The sequence below is a fragment of the Spirosoma sp. SC4-14 genome, from assembly GCF_037201965.1.
Lineage (GTDB): Bacteria > Bacteroidota > Bacteroidia > Cytophagales > Spirosomataceae > Spirosoma.
The window spans coordinates 4,846,031-4,863,174 of sequence record NZ_CP147518.1 but is presented as its reverse complement, the minus strand read 5'-3'; the positions used below and the strand labels follow the sequence as shown (position 1 = coordinate 4,863,174).

General features: G+C 49.4%; 14 protein-coding genes. 6 read left to right on the top strand and 8 right to left on the bottom strand.

What is annotated here, in order from left to right; genetic code table 11:
* Window positions 1–23: 23 nt before the first annotated feature.
* The gene (locus WBJ53_RS19745; RefSeq protein ID WP_338869288.1) at window positions 24–1,139 is read right to left on the bottom strand and encodes a family 20 glycosylhydrolase; all 1,116 of its coding nucleotides are present in this window, start codon (window positions 1,137–1,139) and stop codon (window positions 24–26) included.
* 111 nt (window positions 1,140–1,250) lie between these two features.
* On the opposite strand from WBJ53_RS19745, the gene WBJ53_RS19740 reads away from it, so the two are divergent.
* The gene (locus WBJ53_RS19740) at window positions 1,251–2,579 is read left to right on the top strand and encodes a DEAD/DEAH box helicase (RefSeq protein ID WP_338869287.1); all 1,329 of its coding nucleotides are present in this window, start codon (window positions 1,251–1,253) and stop codon (window positions 2,577–2,579) included.
* A gap of 47 nt (window positions 2,580–2,626) precedes the next feature.
* On the opposite strand, the gene WBJ53_RS19735 is transcribed toward WBJ53_RS19740, so the two are convergent.
* Window positions 2,627–3,340 (bottom strand): hypothetical protein, encoded by a 714-nt coding sequence (locus WBJ53_RS19735; protein WP_338869285.1) that lies wholly within the window; start codon window positions 3,338–3,340, stop codon window positions 2,627–2,629.
* A 296-nt stretch (window positions 3,341–3,636) separates the two neighbouring features.
* On the opposite strand from WBJ53_RS19735, the gene WBJ53_RS19730 reads away from it, so the two are divergent.
* Window positions 3,637–4,335 (top strand): YMGG-like glycine zipper-containing protein, encoded by a 699-nt coding sequence (locus WBJ53_RS19730; protein ID WP_338869283.1) that lies wholly within the window; start codon window positions 3,637–3,639, stop codon window positions 4,333–4,335.
* Window positions 4,336–4,460: 125 nt separating this feature from the next.
* Complete coding sequence (locus tag WBJ53_RS19725; protein ID WP_338869281.1) at window positions 4,461–4,916, top strand: nuclear transport factor 2 family protein; 456 nt, start codon at window positions 4,461–4,463, stop codon at window positions 4,914–4,916.
* 62 nt (window positions 4,917–4,978) lie between these two features.
* On the opposite strand, the gene WBJ53_RS19720 is transcribed toward WBJ53_RS19725, so the two are convergent.
* Entirely contained in the window at window positions 4,979–6,289 is a 1,311-nt protein-coding gene (locus tag WBJ53_RS19720) for a PQQ-dependent sugar dehydrogenase (protein WP_338869279.1), read from the bottom strand.
* A 139-nt stretch (window positions 6,290–6,428) separates the two neighbouring features.
* A complete protein-coding gene (locus tag WBJ53_RS19715) occupies window positions 6,429–6,941 on the bottom strand; it encodes a dihydrofolate reductase family protein (RefSeq protein ID WP_338869278.1) in 513 nt (170 codons plus the stop codon).
* An 83-nt stretch (window positions 6,942–7,024) separates the two neighbouring features.
* On the opposite strand from WBJ53_RS19715, the gene WBJ53_RS19710 reads away from it, so the two are divergent.
* On the top strand, window positions 7,025–8,278 hold the full coding sequence (locus WBJ53_RS19710; RefSeq protein ID WP_338869276.1) for a DUF819 family protein: 1,254 nt from the start codon (window positions 7,025–7,027) through the stop codon (window positions 8,276–8,278).
* Between the two features lie 90 nt (window positions 8,279–8,368).
* Here WBJ53_RS19710 and WBJ53_RS19705 read toward each other — a convergent pair whose 3' ends face one another.
* Window positions 8,369–8,839, bottom strand: a complete 471-nt coding sequence (locus WBJ53_RS19705; protein WP_338869274.1) for a DUF4468 domain-containing protein — start codon at window positions 8,837–8,839, stop codon at window positions 8,369–8,371.
* Between the two features lie 319 nt (window positions 8,840–9,158).
* Here WBJ53_RS19705 and WBJ53_RS19700 point away from each other — a divergent pair, with 319 nt between their 5' ends.
* Both WBJ53_RS19700 and WBJ53_RS19695 read left to right on the top strand, forming a co-directional pair.
* A complete protein-coding gene (locus WBJ53_RS19700) occupies window positions 9,159–10,910 on the top strand; it encodes a metallophosphoesterase family protein (protein WP_338869272.1) in 1,752 nt (583 codons plus the stop codon).
* 116 nt (window positions 10,911–11,026) lie between these two features.
* Window positions 11,027–11,686 carry a hypothetical protein gene (locus WBJ53_RS19695; protein WP_338869270.1) on the top strand — a complete coding sequence of 220 codons (660 nt, stop codon included), beginning with the start codon at window positions 11,027–11,029 and terminating at the stop codon, window positions 11,684–11,686.
* 88 nt (window positions 11,687–11,774) lie between these two features.
* Here WBJ53_RS19695 and WBJ53_RS19690 read toward each other — a convergent pair whose 3' ends face one another.
* From WBJ53_RS19690 to WBJ53_RS19680, 3 genes are all read right to left on the bottom strand, one after another.
* Window positions 11,775–13,163: an FGGY family carbohydrate kinase gene (locus tag WBJ53_RS19690; RefSeq protein ID WP_338869268.1), complete on the bottom strand. Its 1,389-nt coding sequence runs from the start codon at window positions 13,161–13,163 to the stop codon at window positions 11,775–11,777.
* Window positions 13,164–13,261: 98 nt separating this feature from the next.
* Window positions 13,262–14,536 carry a sugar isomerase gene (locus WBJ53_RS19685; RefSeq protein WP_338869266.1) on the bottom strand — a complete coding sequence of 425 codons (1,275 nt, stop codon included), beginning with the start codon at window positions 14,534–14,536 and terminating at the stop codon, window positions 13,262–13,264.
* 95 nt (window positions 14,537–14,631) lie between these two features.
* Complete coding sequence (locus tag WBJ53_RS19680) at window positions 14,632–16,752, bottom strand: bifunctional aldolase/short-chain dehydrogenase (RefSeq protein ID WP_338869264.1); 2,121 nt, start codon at window positions 16,750–16,752, stop codon at window positions 14,632–14,634.
* Between the last annotated feature and the right edge of the window lie 392 nt (window positions 16,753–17,144).

The following is a 17,144-nucleotide window of genomic DNA, read 5'->3' as shown; positions in this document are numbered from 1 at the left end:
AAAACCTGTTAGGGCTGACTTGACTAGTTGCTTTCACCGACTCGTTTGATTTCACCATAGAGCGTTTTGAAGCAATTTGAAGGGGTGTTTTCACCGGCTTCTGAATTTACTTTTACGCCATAAAATTCGTCCAGAAACGGGCCCGCCCCCGACCATACGGTTTGCATCATGCCCTGAAACCGTTCTTTCATCTGTGGGGTAGCCGATTTTCGGAATTTTACCATGTCCTGCGTTTGCAGCACCGCAAAGCCTGGTTTCCGCCAGGGGCAGGTGACAACCTGGAAGCCTTTCATGGCAAAATAAACGGCTGTTTGATCGGGTCGTTCATAATGCCAGTCGCAGATCATAACATCTTTCGGAATCAGGTCAATGGCCCGGTGCGTATTGTTGTAACTGCCTTCCCACATGCCGATGCCCGTTGTTTTGCCATCGATGAGCCGGTCGCCCCAGATCCAGAGCTTACGGTTCTTTTCGGCCAGATGATTGCGGATCGCGGTAACTTCTCCGGCAAACAGTTCGGCTTTGTCGCGACCCGAACAGCGCGGACATTTGTCGTCGCCGATATAAAACACTTCGTCCATACCCGCATGGAACGCATCAGCCTCGAAGGCATCGCAAAGTTCGTCTACAAGGTCGAACACGATCTTGTGTACATCGGGGTGGAGAGGACAATAACTCTTGCAATATAACCCGTCGGAGTTAGGCCAGCTATATTTTTCGGGCATCTTCACGTGGGGTGTTTCGTCGAATTGAGGATATACCCGCAGCAGATTGTAGGTGGTGCTGGCCCACGACTGATGGCCTAGCAGATTAATTTGCGGAATCAGTCGTATATTATGTTTCTGGCAGGCTTTTACCAGTTTCTTAACATCGCGTTTCGACAGGGCAAGACTATCACGAAGCTCGCGATGGCTATCGTATTCATAAGTGAAATCGACCCGAAGAATCAACGTATTGACCTGGCGGGGGGCTAGTTCCTCATTGATAAACGTAAGAAACATGTCGAGCTGTTTGGGTTGCGGAGCCGCAATGCAAAAACCACGAATGGGCAGCAGACTGTCGATTTTTGCCTGAGCAACGACCGATTGGGTCAGGAAATAGAACGAAATAGTGAAGAGAGGAAGTAAAAACCGACTCATTCGGAACGATTTTAGGTGTCAGAACTGTAAAGTAAAGAATACAGCCAGGCTATTCTATTCAATTTTACGGAGAAATATTTCCCATATAGCAGCGATTTCGGGTAAACGATTATGACGTTCGACGAACTGAATCTTAATAAACCACTCCAGAATGCCCTCACAGAACTGGGCTATACAACCCCGACGCCCATTCAGCAGAAGGTATTTTCGGTTGTTATGTCTGGGAAGGATGTATGCGGCATTGCCCAGACCGGAACGGGCAAAACGTTTGCGTATCTGTTGCCGTGCCTGCGTCAATACCAGTTTTCGAAAGAGCACCAGCCGCAGGTAATCATTCTGGTACCCACGCGTGAGCTGGTTGTGCAGGTGGTAGAATCAGTACAGAAGCTGGCAACGTATATGAACCTGATGGTAGTTGGAGTATATGGTGGAGTTAATTTCAAAACGCATCTGGCCGACGTGCAGCAGGGAGCCGATATTCTGGTAGCAACACCCGGTCGGCTGGTCGACTTTCTTTCGACAGGTGCGCTCAAAACAAAATCGCTCAAAAAACTGGTCATCGATGAGGTCGATGAGATGCTGAACCTTGGTTTTCGGGCTCAGTTGAACGTTATTCTGGATTTACTACCGCCGAAACGCCAGAATCTGTTGTTTTCGGCTACGTTGACCGATGACGTTGAGCAACTGATCGATACGTATTTTTCCAGTCCGGTACGGGTAGAAGCGGCTCCCGCCGGAACCCCGCTGGATAATATTGAGCAGGTTGCTTACAGAGTGCCTAATTTTTATACGAAGGTTAATTTGCTGAATCTGTTGCTGGGGCAGGATTCGTCGATGACTAAAGTGCTGGTGTTTGCAGCAACAAAACAACTGGCCGATGACCTATACGATCAGTTGGAAGCCGATTGCCCGGAAAAAATAGGCGTCATTCACTCCAATAAATCGCAGAATTATCGCTTCAACTCGGTAGAGCAGTTCAAGCAGGGTACCTACCGGATTTTGATTGCTACCGACATCATTGCCCGCGGAATCGACGTGGCCGATGTATCGCATGTCATTAATTTCGATCTGCCCGAAGAACCCGAAAGTTATATACACCGCATTGGGCGGACGGGACGCGCCGATCGGAAAGGCATAGCTATCTCGTTTGTAACGGAACCCGACGAGAAACAGCTCATCGCTATTGAGCACCTGATGAACTATCAGGTGCCTGTTATGCCCTTACCCGAAAAACTTGTTATCTCCGACGAACTGACCGATGCCGAAAAACCACAGATTCGGATGAAGACTGTTCCGCTGAAAATACCAGTTGTAGAAGAAGGGGGCGGAGCTTTTCACGAAAAAATCGACAAAAACAAAAAAGTGAATGTTCGGCGGGATTATGCTGCCGAAAAAAGACTGAAATATGGCCGTCCTATTAAGCGGGGCGGTAAAAAATAAAAAACCGGTCCCTTATTATTGGCAGGAGACCGGGTTTGCGCCAGTCGCTATTTCAGCTCGCGCAGGCTATAACGTTCGCCTTTTAGTTTGATCGTCAAAATAAAGTTGACTGTCTGTTTTGGGTGTTTAATCTGGAGTCGATAACTGCCGATCGGTAGTTGATTGATGTCGAAATAGCGCGTATAGTCCATGTCTTTACTACGCTCGTGGTAGTAATCCATCAGCTGCATGTCGTCGGTAAGCGAAACATAGAGCGGTACTCTGGTCGGATTTGTGCAATAAATAACCATCTTCCCGAGGTCCGTTACTGCCGAATTGGCCGTAAATACCAGCTTGTCCGGATTGTGGGGAGCGTTTTCGAGCGAGGTACTGGTTTCCTCCCGAATAGACGATTGTTTGAAACCCATCGTGTTACTGGCCATCAGACTACGGGATTCGATTCGGGTATCGAGCAATCGTCGGTTTGCTAATGCATCCAGCAATTCATCAAATAGCCGGACATTTCGCCGGGTTAGGCGAACATAGCGACCGGGTAATTTTTCTTCGTAAATGAGCTGGTGTTGTGCCGTGAAAAACTGGACGCTGGTTAATCGGGTTTTGTAGTCGGTTCGCAGTTTCCAGTAGGCGCCGGTAGAATCGGGGCGGCCGGAGTCGGCTGTTGAAACAAAAGGCTCATGCTCAGCATGAGCGGGTACATAAATGGTTAGTGTACTTAGAGCCAGTACTGTCAAAAGCCAGAAATTTGTCAGGTTGCATTTCATAGTCGTTGTTGTTAACTGATCTATACAGGTTCATGATAGAGTAGTCAAACGGCTTGCCAAGTCTGAAAAAGGCCTAAATCAGTATGTAGGGGCATATAGTAAAGAAAAGGCCTTGTCCACAAACGGACAGGGTTGTACGTGTCTGGACAGTATACCCATGGTTAAAATAGGTTTAAAACAACTGGTTATACTAAACCAATTAGTTCTATCGTAGTCTTAGAGTAAAACAAGAAAGCTGGAAGCTGGTTGATTTGTAAGAATTATTCAAACAACGTGCTAACCAACTATTCACGGTTATGAAAACGATTCATAAAAAGAGTTCACTCTTATTGATGGTCTTTTTTCTGGGCCATTCTATACATACTCAGGCTCAATCGGGATGGGGGCCTAAAACTACAGGTACTGTGGTTGGGGCTGGTGCCGGTGCAGTTGCCGGAGCTGCTATCAACAAACGTAATCCGGCCGTAGGTGCTGTTATTGGTGGAGTGCTGGGCGGTGGTGCGGGCTATGCCATTGGCAGCAAACAGCAAAAACAGCGGAAACGCTGGAGTCCGCAGGCTAAAGGAACAGCCATTGGAGCGGGCGTTGGTGGTGCCGCCGGGGCTGTTATCAACAAGCGAAATCGGGTGGTTGGCGGAGTTATTGGTGGTGTAGTGGGCGGTGCCGCTGGCTATGCTGTGGGGAAACACATCGATACTAAAAACAAACGCGAAGCCGCTGCCCGCGCGGCTGCCGAACGCGAAGCCATGGCTCGGGCCGAAGCAGAACGGCAGGCTGCCGAGCGAGTAGCCGCCAATTCGGATTTGAAACCGTATGTAGCTACAAACCGAAGTGCAACCGCCAAACCAGCTTCAGCCGCGCGGCCCGCTGCGTTGTATAGTCCGGAGCCTGTGCCATCGTCGTATATTTTACGCGAAGGCTTCCTGCCAAACCAGTCTTATGGTGACCCTAATACGCCCTACGGCGATTCTGAATACCGTCGTAAAAGCTGGTAATACCAATAACCCAAAGAATAAAGTCAATAATCGTTTCGTCTGGCTATTGCTATCAGCGGCTACCAACCCGGATTGGTCGTTAGAAGCAGGTATGGCCGTTGGAAATGCTATAAATTCATAGAACCATGAAAGCGTATATAGGACTATTAATCGCATCGGTTATGCTGGGGGCCTGTTCCCGGTCGAACGATATAGCGGTTGTTCAGGATCTTGACCGTCAGTTTATTGATGCCTGGAATACTAAAAATGCCGATAAACTGGTTGGCTATCTGGCCGAAGATGTCCAGTTTGTGCAGGGCAATACGCATTTCTCCGGAAAATCGGACGTGTCGAAAAAATGGGTGCAGGCAACGCTACCTACGCTGGCCGACCTCAAAACGAATGTGGTTAGTTCGGGCTCGGACTCGAAAACGGCTTACGAAGCGGGCACTTTCTCGGTTGATGTGCTTCCCGATGAACCAACGTTGCCGCGTGGCTATGGTGAAGGGAATTTTATACTGCTCTGGAAAAAAGGCGACGATGGCCTCTGGAAACTGAGCTACGCGCAACTGGAAGATTTACCCGTGCGGGCTAAAAACTAATTTCATCAGGACTATTGCAACAACCCTAAAAGGTCTCGAAGACCGTTTAGGGTTGATTTTTACTATTTTTTTACCGAAGATGCTGGCTTTTTGCTGCCGGTTCGCGGGCCGTTATAGGCAATGCGAAACAAAGTTCCGTTCAGGTCGTCGGTGACGTAGAGCGAACCATCGGGACTCTGAGCCAGTCCGCAGGGGCGGTGCTGAATGGGGCCGGTCGGTTTTTCGAGGTCGGTTCCGGCAAAGTTATCGGCAAAGATCTCCCAGTTGCCCGATGGCTTTCCATTCTTAAAGGGCACAAAAGCCACCAGATATCCTTTATGAATAGGCGTCGACTGACCGTGAAAGGCGATGAAGGCTCCATTGCGGTATTTTTCCGGGAAAGCCGTACCTGTATAAAATAATAGTCCATTAGGGCCCAGGTGAGCCGGGAAAGCGGCTACTGGATTGATGGTATTTTCGCCCCCCGTTTTTTTGCCATCACCGCCATACTCGGGGGCCAGAATTTTCTTTTTCTGAACAGGGTCGTAATAAATATAGGGCCAGCCCGCGTCGTCGCCCTTATGAAGTTCATACATGGTTTCGGCGGGTAGTTCGGCGCTTTGTTTGGGCGTGTAATATTGCGGGTAAAAGTCGTGAAACTGACCCCGACCGTGCTGCATAACGAACAGGGTGTTGGTTTTTGAATTCCAGTCGAGACCTACAACATTTTTAAGTCCGGTAGCATAGCGTGTACCCGTGGCATACGTCTGATTCGGCTGATTGGCTTTAAATTGCCAGATAGCAGCGGCTGAGTCGAGCAGGGGGCAGGGCATCATGCCTTTACCAGTGCCCGGTTCGCGACAGGCGTCGTTGTAGGAAGCAATATTGACGTAGAGATTATCCTTATTGTCGACAACAATGGATTTCGACTGGTCGCGATCGGTTACTAAAAGCCCCCGAACGAGTTGCTCGGGCTGATCAGGATCAATAACTTCTTCCTTTTCATTCAGCTTATATCGGTAAACACCCGTGTTCGACGATGCATACAGATAGCCATTCTTGATATAGATACCGGTTCCTGGGTAATCGCCGAAGCCAAATCGCTCGTCGATAGTGCCATCTTTGTCGGTATCGCGTAACCGGTAAATACCTTTGCCATCTTTGAGCTTCGACAGTTTAACATAAATGTCGCCGGTTTTGCTAATGGCAATGTGCCGCGTTGGGCCTAATTCTTCGGCAACAATTGTGGCCGAAAAGCCTGCCGGTACTTTTATGTTTGCGGCCGAAACCGCTTTTTTGGGCGACTTAGTCGGAGTTACAGATGGATTTTCGCCAGTAGGAGGAGCACTTAGCGGAAGGGCGCTCAGGAAACAGGCAACGAGAAACTGATACATAGAAGAGTAAAACAGAGCCGAAAAAAGAGTTGACTATAACTGTAAGGGCATAATCATGAAAAAATACTACTCATGTCGATTCTTTTCCCCGAAAGTTGCTGATGCTGTTTCTGTTGACGTATGCCTGATGTATTGGGAATTAGCCCTTTAGGTAGTGTAGCTCGACCAGGCCGTTCTCATACGATTTACTGGCTACGAAAGTCCAGTTATGGCGCGTTTGGGTAGGCTGAACCATTGGGATTCCGTTGCCCAGAACGATAGGGTGAATAAAAACCTGTAACTCATCGATCAGACCTGCTTCGAGCAAAACGGCATTGATGTGGCTGCCCCCGATCAGGAAAATATCCTTGCCATCCTGTGCTTTCAGTGACTCGACAAATGCGGCAATGTCGCCCGAAATAAACTCCACATAGGGCTCCGGCGGATGTTCCGTATTTCGGGTGAAAACGTAATTTCGAAGACCTTTATAGGGAAACTCGCCGAAGGTTTTGGTAAGCTTGTAGGTTTCGTTACCCATCAGGGTTGTATCGACGGTTTCCATAAAGGCCGTGTAGCCATACTCGCCTTCGGTAAATAACCAGTCAATTTCACCCTTGGGGCCCGCAATGTAGCCATCCAGGCTGGTGGCAATAAATAATTTTACGTTTCCCATAAAAGTAGCCTTACTGAATTGTCAACAACGGTATTCGGGCTTAAGTTTACGTACACTCATAGGAAAATTCGCGTTCTGGTTCGATGCCGCAACAACCCCTAATTACCCACGATGCCATTATACTTGGCCTTCTGCTGGTATTGCTGGCTCTGATTTTTCAAACCGCCCGCTTGCCGCACAAGGGGTGGCAGCGATTTTACAACTGGGTTCCGGCGTTGTTACTGTGTTATATTTTTCCGGGCGCAATGAATAGTCTGGGTATTATTTCCGGCGAGCAGTCGAGTCTCTATACTGTTGCGTCGCAGTATCTACTGCCTGCCGCGCTGGTTTTATTGACCTCTACTGCCGATTTGCGATCTATTCTTCGGTTGGGAAATAAAGCCTTACTGGTATTTCTGGCCGGAACCTTCGGAATTATTATTGGCGGACCACTGGCGCTGGCTTTGGTGAGTTCGGTATCGCCCGAGTTTCATCGGCAGGCCGTCGACCAGCAACTCTGGAAAGGTTTGGTAACTATTTCGGGAAGCTGGATCGGCGGCAGCAGTAGCCAGATTGCCCTGAAAGAAATTTATGGTTGCAGCGAAGCGCTGTTTGTAATTATTCTGGTCGTTGATGCGGTGGTGTCGAATACCTGGACGGCCTGTCTGATCTACGGTGCCGCCTATTCAGATCGGATCGACAACTTCCTGAAGGCCGATAATGCGAGTATCGAAGAGGTGAAACAGCGTATTTTAAACTACCGCGAAGAACGTGATAAACCAGCCGACCTAACCGATTTGTCGACTATTCTGGCGGTGGGTTTTGGTGGGGCGGCAGTGGCTCACCTGCTGGCATCGGTGTTAACGAACGCATTTTCTCCTCATGCCGACTGGATGCGTGCGCATGGGCTGGAACCATTTCTGTCGAACTTTCTATGGGTTGTGATTAGTGCTACCTCGCTGGGTGTCGGACTGTCGTTTACCCGTATCCGAAAACTGGAAAAACTGGGCACCACCGACATCTCAACCTTATTTATTTACTTTCTGATCATGACCATTGGCATGCGGCTCGACCTGTCGAACATCAGCGGCAACTGGGGGCTGTTTGCCGTAGCAATCGTCTGGATGCTGATTCATGTTGTGGTCATGTTTGCGGCCGCCCGCTTGTTGAAAGCGCCCTATTTTTTCGTGGCAGTGGGGAGCCAGGCCAATATTGGTGGCGTTGCCACGGCCCCTGCCGTAGCCTCGGTTTTTCATCCGGCGCTGGCTCCGGTTGGTGTGCTGCTGGCCGTGCTTAGCCATGTGCTCGGCACTTATGGCGGCATCGCCTGCGCCTGGCTCATGCAACTGGTTCGGTGAGGGTTATCTGTTATTGGGTGCTGGTCATGTGTTGTTAGCCATATACGAATGAACCGTAACAAATGTTGATTTATACAAAATCTGGCTGTATCAGAACGGTTTATAGTTCTTTACATTTTCCTGAAGAGCGGCCAATCGTGCTTTCAACTGCTGGTCGAGGGCTGTATAAATGAGCTGTAAATCTTTTTCGCTGCGTTGGGTGTAGGCTTCGATAGGGGTCAATTTTTCGGCGCTTCCATCTTCTATACCAATGTTGGTGAGCGTTGCCCGGTATTTACGGTTACTGCATTCGACCACAATGCTGTATCGAAACGAAAAAACGCCACCCGAAAAGCTTTCTGAACGGGGGATAGTTAGGGTCAGTTTACCACGACTAACCAGGTCGCCGGTTTCTTTATCGCTTACTAAGAAAAGTTCACTACCTGAGGTCGACGATTGAGCCAACTCTATGCGAGCGCGCCGGAAAAGGTCGGTTTGAGAAACACTACCACAGTCAACAACGTCGGTATAGGTTACTTTTTGGTTAACAATGGGCAGAACATCAAGTAGTTTGGTGTTCATTGCAGATATTTGGTTGGAATTTGTTGTTACTGAGCCTAACAGGCTGGCTGACACGAGGAGGGCGGCAGAAAAGAAGGTCATCGTTACGAATTGAATTTTGATTTTACATTGGTGGTTCTGATTGGTTCAAAACGACTCAAATGTAGACTAGTTGAGTAGCACGAGGCCAGCCCTAGTTAATAGCTGGCTCGTATTAATAAACAGATGACGCGAAAAACCGAATGGTGAGTTAAGTATATCTTACTAATTTGCGTAACTTTTATTCCACTAAACATCAATCACAACTATTTACCTTCGTTGTAAAATTTACTCATTCACTGTGAAATGCTTTTTTCTGCAGAGTCTTTTTCTGCTGTTTGTCTGTTCGTGGGCAACTGGTCAGGCCATTACCCGAGCACCTTACCTGCAAACAGTTACGCCTGCCGGAATAACCATTCGATGGCGTACCGATCAGCCAACCGACAGCCGCGTTCGATTTGGTCTTAGTGCCGATCAGTTGAATCAACAGGTTATCGAGGCTACCTCAACTACCGAACACATTGTTACGCTGACGGGGCTGCAGTCGGCTACCCGCTATTTTTATTCGGTTGGGTCATCGGCGGGCGATCTGATGGCATCCGGCGAACAATATTTTCAGACATCACCGCCAACTGGCTCGGCGGTGCCGGTGCGGATATGGGCTCTGGGCGATTTTGGTAGTGGAACCGACAACCAGTTTGCCGTCGTCGATAAATATCGGCAGGTAGCCCAAACGCATCCGGCCGACATCTGGCTCTGGCTGGGCGACAATGCCTACAATCAGGGCTACGACGCACAGTATCAGCAGATGCTTTTTAATGTATATTCCGATCTGCTCAAACACCTGCCCGTTTGGTCGATACCCGGCAACCACGAATATGCCGATATTCCGACGGCACCGAATATTGATTATTACAAAATTATCAGCGTGCCACAACAGGCCGAAGCGGGTGGGCTGGCCTCGGGTTCAAAAATGAATTATTCGTTCAATTATGCGAATATTCATTTTGTAGCACTCGACTCCGAAGGCGACGATGGTTCCCGGCTGTATGATCCGACGGGCAGGCAGGCACAATGGCTCGATAAGGATTTAGCCGCCAACACATTGCCTTGGACGATCGTCTTTTTCCATCACCCACCCTACACGAAAGGCTCTCATAATTCGGATACCGAACCCGATTTAAGTCTGATTCGTCAGCAACTAGTGCCAATTCTGGATAAGTACCAGGTCGATCTGGTGCTATCGGGGCATAGTCATCTATACGAACGGAGTTATCTCCTGAAAGGACATTATGGTCAATCCAATACGTTCGACCTCAATCAGCATGCTGTTTCAACCAGCAGTGCCCGCTATGATGGCTCGCCAAACTCCTGCCCAATCATTAACAAACAGGCCGGGACGATTTATGTGGTTAGTGGGAGCGGAGGGCAGCTAGGACTCCTGTCGGCTGGCTACCCGCATCCGGCTATGGTGTACTCGACAAATCAGTTGGGTGGGTCAATGCTCATCGATGTAAACGACAATCGACTGGATGCGCAGTGGCTGGCTGCCGATGGGACCGTGAAGGATCAGTTTACGATTTTTAAAAAAGTAAGCCAGCGACGCTATTTTCTAACCTTTCCGGGAAAGCCCGTAACACTGAATGCGTCGTGGCCGGGGGCCTATACATGGAGTTCGGGTCAGAATACGCGCTCCATTAGTGTGTCGCCTGCTACATCGACTACCTACACCGTTGCCGATCAGCAAGGTTGCCTGACCGATGTATTCACCGTCGACGTCGATACGTCGACCGATACAAATCTGTCGTTTGCCGGACAGCTTACCATTAATCCAAACTCTGCTACCGGAACCACGACTATTAAAGTCGCCATTCCCACTCCGCAGACGATCAATTTATATGTTACCGATCCGCAGGGACTGGTTATGTTCGAAAAACAATACGATAACACGGCCGATATAAATGAACAGTTCACCCTGGCCGTTCCCGGCGATTACCTGTTTATTGCCCGAGTTGGCGATAAGATACTGGCCCGAATGAATTTCAGGCTTTAATTGGTTTAGGCATCCATTTTATTCACTTCAAACCACCCGTTTGGCGCTTCATCCTGAAATGGCAGTCAACTATCACCTTCCCTGGTTAGTTTTGGCCAGCTTGCAAAACGAATGGTATGAAATTTCTGTGGAGTGTTTTGAGTCTGATCAGTATAACGCTTTGCCAGGGGCAATATAATCCGGTTGGTGCCATTACGATGTGGACAGATGGCTATGTCGTTACGCTGAAAAATGATACCATACGTGGCAGGATACGGGTGGGTATGCTCGTCAACGATTCCCCCGCCACCGTGATTATCCGTCATACCGACCAAACCAAAACCAAACTAAAAAGCGACGATTTACGGTTAATTGCCCAGCGAATTCCTGATTTTGCTTACTCAACCGGCAGCATTCCCCAAACGCGTACGTTCGTTGTGTTCGAGCGAGTGCCAAATCCCCGACGTAACAACAAGCTGACGCTGCTGGAACGTCTGACACCCTTTGGCGGGAAGATTGCCCTATATTTCGATGCGTCGGGCTGGAAGAAGACCACCGAGTACACCTTTGGGAACTTTGTGTTTGAAACCAATCACGAAGAGATGAGCTACATTGCCCTCAAGAATGGGACCGAGGTGCTAATAGCCAAACGAGGTAATCTGGAAGTCATTCATGATCAGGTTTTCGGCGATTGTCCGGCTTTTATCCATAATTATCCTACCGCGACCCGGCGCGACTGGAAACAGTTTGGCGACATGGTATATGCCTATAACCAGCTTTGCGAGGCTGAGCAGTAGAAAACGGGGCGATAAGGAATACCTACGGATTGGTGTAGGGGCTGATGTCGACAATCCGTAGGTCATTGGTTGGGAGCTTTCGCTTTTTTTAAATAGTCACCGAATCGATTGCATATAATTTCAGATCAATAATCTCGACCGGAATTGGTTGAGTATTCCAGTGATGATGAATAGCCAGTGCGGCTCCCAATGCCGAAGCCTGAGCTACCGAAGCCGCATAGACTTCAGACTGCGGGAAAGCCGCTGCCAGCAGCGACATATAGATTGGGTTTTTGCTGAATCCACCATCCACAAACAGTCGCTTCACCGGCGAGTTTTCCAAAACCAAATCGGTCGATATTAACTGTTGGGCTACCACATCGAGAATCAATTGATGATAAGCTTCCTCGTAGGTCTGAAAATGGTCCAGGTTTCGGTGTCCGAACAACGATTCCTGCATGGGTGGATTTTTTACCTGCTCAAAATTACTACCCGAGTCGGGTCGGCGGGTGCGCAGCGAATGAATTGTTGCCGGATCGTATGATACCGTCTTGTAATAGTCAACAGGTTTATTGAAATGCTCGGCCAGCCGTTTGGTTTGCTGTTCGTGCTCGTAACCGGCAAACAGCCGCGATGCCTTAACCGGTTTTCCCTTAAATTGCAGAAAGCACAGGCAGTCGTATTGTAGTTCTTCGGGGGTGAGCGGACTGGCATTGAACGGATTCATGCTAATCGACCAGGTGCCCGTCGAAATGAGAATAAATGGCTCCTGAAAAGAGGCTAAATAGGGAATCAGGGCGGCCGAACTATCATGGAAACCTACTCCCACGGCATACGATTTATTCTGAATCTGAACATCCAGAACGGCATCAGAGGGGAAAAGTGGAGCCAGAATTTGGTCAATACCTTCGGCTTTCACCCAATGATGGTATTGGTTTTTCTGAAAGTCCCACAGTAGTGTATGGCAACCAATGCTGGTTATGTCGGAAAAGCACTGTCTGGTGACCAGGAAGCTCAGGTACTGGGGCAGGTGGAGAGAATAGGCAATACGCCCGAATAACGCTGGCTTATCGTACTTGATCCGATATAGCATCAGGCCCGAGTTCAGACTGTCGAGAGCAGGTGAGGCTGTCTGGACCGACAGATCGCTTACCGTTCCATAGGTGTCGTAGAACTGACGGCGAATTTCGTCGGGAAAGGGTTTCAGGTAGTTGTAGAGATAGCCCACGGGTTTTCTGTCGGCATCCAGATGAACAAAACTGGCACCGTAGCCCGAAAAATTTATTGCCTTCACCGAAAAATCGGGTATGGCCAATGCTTCGTCCAGCGACAACTGTACCCAATCGGTCAACCGGTTCAACTCCTCGCAGGGGTCGCCATCATCATCGACTGTTTCCGGAAACTGTGCGGTCTTTTCCCAAACAATCGCATACTGCTCATTAAAGAGAAACAGCTTCTTGTTGGTTTTTCCAACATCGAAAATGGCAATAACATCCATAGTGCATTACCGGGTAATTATAAATGATAAATTATAAATGATGAATTATAAATGATGAATAGTCATGAGCTGTTCATCATTTATAATTCATCATTAAATTACAGACCTGTAGCGATGGTTCTGGTGCCGCGTTCGCCGATGAGTTTCTGGCGGACGTTAAGATGGCGGAATAGAGCCAGTGGGTTAAGAGCTGCTCCCGAGCGGAGACGGGCTTCGGCGACCAGCGGACGGACATCGGTGCGGAAGGCATCCTGCAAAATCTCCTGAGCGCGTACGGCGTCGTTAGCGTCGCGGGCTTCTTCCAGTGCAATTCGGTTCACCAGTAGTGCCTGAGCATAGGCAATCTGAATGGCTTCGACCGACTGAAGCAGGTCTTCCAGCGGGTCTTTCACGTTATGCGAAGCATCGATCATCCAGCCAAGTCCCGTAGCATGATTTAGCCCACGGGCATCGAGTCCGTCGACCAGCTCATTGAAGATCAAAAACAGTTGATAAGGCTTGATGCTGCCCACCGTCAGATCGTCGTCGCCGTATTTAGAATCGTTGAAGTGGAACCCGCCCAGTTTCTGTTCGTTCAGCAGGATGGCAACAATTTGTTCGATATTGGCATTGGGCAGATGGTGGCCCAGATCGACCAGTGTGTAAGCTTTCGGGCCAAGTTTGCTGGCCAGCAGAAACGACGAACCCCAGTCGCCAATGGTTGTCGAATAGAAATTTGGCTCGTAGGCTTTGTATTCAACCAGCATTTTCCAGTTGTTGGGAAGTGCCTTATAGATTTCCTGAAGGCTTCCCAGCGTACGTTCAAAGGCTTTTCGGAAGTTAAGCTGCCCCGGAAAACAGGAACCATCGGCGAGCCATACCGTCAGCGAGTCGGAACCCAGCGCCATACCGTGTTTGATCACGTCGATATTATGGTCGATAGCCTGCTGCCGAACGGCCTGATCGACATGGTGCAGTGAGCCGAACTTATAGCTCATTGGCTGGCTGGGCTGATCCTGAAACGTATTGGAATTCATGGCATCGAACCGGATACCATATGCTGCGGCTCGTTGCTTAATGGCTTCGGGGTCGGTTGGGATATCCCAGGGAATATGCAGCGATATGGCCCCGCTCGACCGGTTGAGGGTATGCAGCAAGCCAATATCTTCCAGCTTTTCTTCCAGCGAACGGGGTTCGCCACCACCAGCAAATCGGCCAAAACGTGTACCGCCCGTGCCCAGTGCCCAGCTTGGAATAGCAATCTGAAAATCGATTAGTTTTTCAATAACCGCTTCGGCATTGCTAACTTCTTCGGTCCAATAGGCCAGCTTCCGTCTATGACCTTCCAGCAGGTTATTATTATGGTCGGCAATCTGATACGATTCGAGTTGCATAGGGAATAGGGAGTATGGAGAGAGGAGGAGGCAGAAAGAAGACGTTTTTTGAGCGAACACCTTGTCCTTTTTGCCTCACTCCTTACTCCAGTTTCTTATCGAACAAAGGCCATCGCAACTCCACCGTCCACGTTCAGGACGTTGCCAGTCGATTTGTTCAGTAAACCACCCACAAACGCAAAGCAGGCATTGGCAATGTCGTCGGGCAGAATAATTTCATTCAGTAGTGTTCGTTTAGCGTAGTAGGCAGGCAATTCCTCAACACTAATGCCATAGGCTTTGGCCCGGCCTTCGGCCCAGGCGCCCGCCCAGATTTTGCTATCGGAAATAACGGCATCGGGGTTAACCACATTGACCCGGATATGGTCTTTGCCCAGTTCGGCGGCATTTAGTCGGCTCAGGTGCAGTTGCGCTGCTTTGGCCGAGCCATAGCCTGCGTTGTTGGGGCCCGAAACCAGCCCATTTTTGCTGACAATGTTCAGTACATCGCCCCCAATTTCCTGCTTACGCATGATCTCAACGCCTTGCTGGGTCACCAGGAACTGACCTTTTACGAGTACGTCATACAGCAGATCCCAATCTTTTTCGGTATGGTCTTCAATTGGTTTCGAAATTGACAGACCGGCGCAGTTGACAACAATGTCGACACCGCCAAACGCCAGCGCCGACACCGCAAAGGCGTTCCGAATGCTTTCAGCATCAGTAACGTCGAGCAGAGTTGCAGCATGAGCATCGCGACCATATTGCTGCCTAAACTCATCGTCGGCCCCTTTCAGGCGATCGGCATCGTTGTCGTTGATGACCACTACGGCCCCTTCGGCCTGGAAACGCTTAGCAATGGCTTTGCCGATGCCACCTGCGCTACCCGTAATGAGGGCAATACGACCCGACAATGGTTTGGGTTTGGGCATCCGCTGGAGTTTCGCTTCTTCCAGTAGCCAGTACTCAATATTGAAAGCTTCCTGACGAGGGAGCGACGTATATTCAGAAATGGCCTCAGCACCCCGCATCACGTTGATGGCGTTGATGTAAAATTCGGCTGCAACCCGAGCGGTCTGCTTGTCTTTGGCAAACGTAAACATACCAATGCCCGGATACAGAATTACAACCGGATTTTTGTCGCGAATGGCTGGGCTGTTCGGGTGTTTGCAGGTATTGTAATAGTCTTCATACATGGCGCGGTAGGCTTCAAAAGCGGGCGTTAACTTCGCTTTTACGGCCTTCGCATCCGAAAGGTCTTCAGTTGAGGCCAGTTCGAGTACGAGCGGACTGATTTTGGTACGCAGGAAGTGGTCGGGGCAGGAGGTGCCCATCGGTGCCAGCCGATCCAGATCATTTGAATTGATAAACTGCAGAACGCGGTCGTCGTCGGTGAAATGCCCAACCATGGGTTGCTGGTTCGAGCAGAAGCCACGCAGCACCGGTGCCAGTGTAGCCGCCTGTTTCAGCCGGTCTTCTTTTTCCAGCGATTCGTGTTTGGCACCGCCAAAAACTGGCCCTTTTTTGCCGTAATTTTCTTCCAGATATTCGGCACAACGCTCGATTACTTCGAGCGTGTTCACATAACTTTCGTAGGCTGTGTCGCCCCAGGTAAACAAGCCGTGCGAACCGAGCATAATACCCCGAATGCCAGGATTTTCGTTTACACACTGCTCCAGTTTCAGCCCCAGGTCAAAGCCCGGACGCTGCCAGTCGACCCAGCCGATGGTACCCCCAAACAAATCCTGAACAATCTGTTTGCCATCTTTGGCAGCCGCAATGGCAATAGCTGCGTCGGGGTGAAGATGGTCGATATGTTTGAAGGGAAGAAACCCGTGTAAGGGCGTATCAATAGAGGGGGCTTTTGATGCCAGATCGAAAATGCAGTGATTGAATAGCTCAACCATTTCATCTTCGAACTCAAGCCCCCGATAAATCGTTTTTAAACTGCGCAACCGATCCACGTATAGGGCTGCCAGACCGCTACGTTTTAGCGTTCCTAAATCACCACCTGAGCCTTTTACCCACATTACTTCGGTATCCTGACCGGTAAGTGGATCTTTGGCTGTTGCTTTGCAGGAGGTATTTCCTCCGCCATAGTTTGTCAGTCGCAGGTCGGCACCCAACAGGTTAGACCGATAAATTAACAGCCCTACCTCATCGCCAGCCAGTTCGGCGGCTTTGGCTTCGTCCCACAAATAGCTGACGTGTTGAAATGGTTTTGTCGTCGTAGACATAGTTTAAACGTTATACTGCTGTTGGCAGGTGTGTATTGTTGCGCTCGTAAGATGAACCAAAATTATCAGCTGAAGCACGAATCGCTTTCCTGTACTGTCCTACTTTTTACAGTTTTTGTAAAAAAACAGGACGATGTTGCTATGTGTTTGGACGGCACACCTCCCCATTAATTATCGGATAAAGCACCAATCTACTCAAAACTAATCAACGGGCCCGAGTGGCAACGGGAATCGGCATAACAAACGTGGTGCCAACAGTTCTGGCACGCAGGCGGTGCATCGATTACGGAGGCTGACTCCAGAACGAGTACCTCACTGAGCTGCTAACGGCCCTCTTGTACACCCACAATTCCGGTGGAGAATTTGTCATCGGTTGAGGGCATAGTCAATGT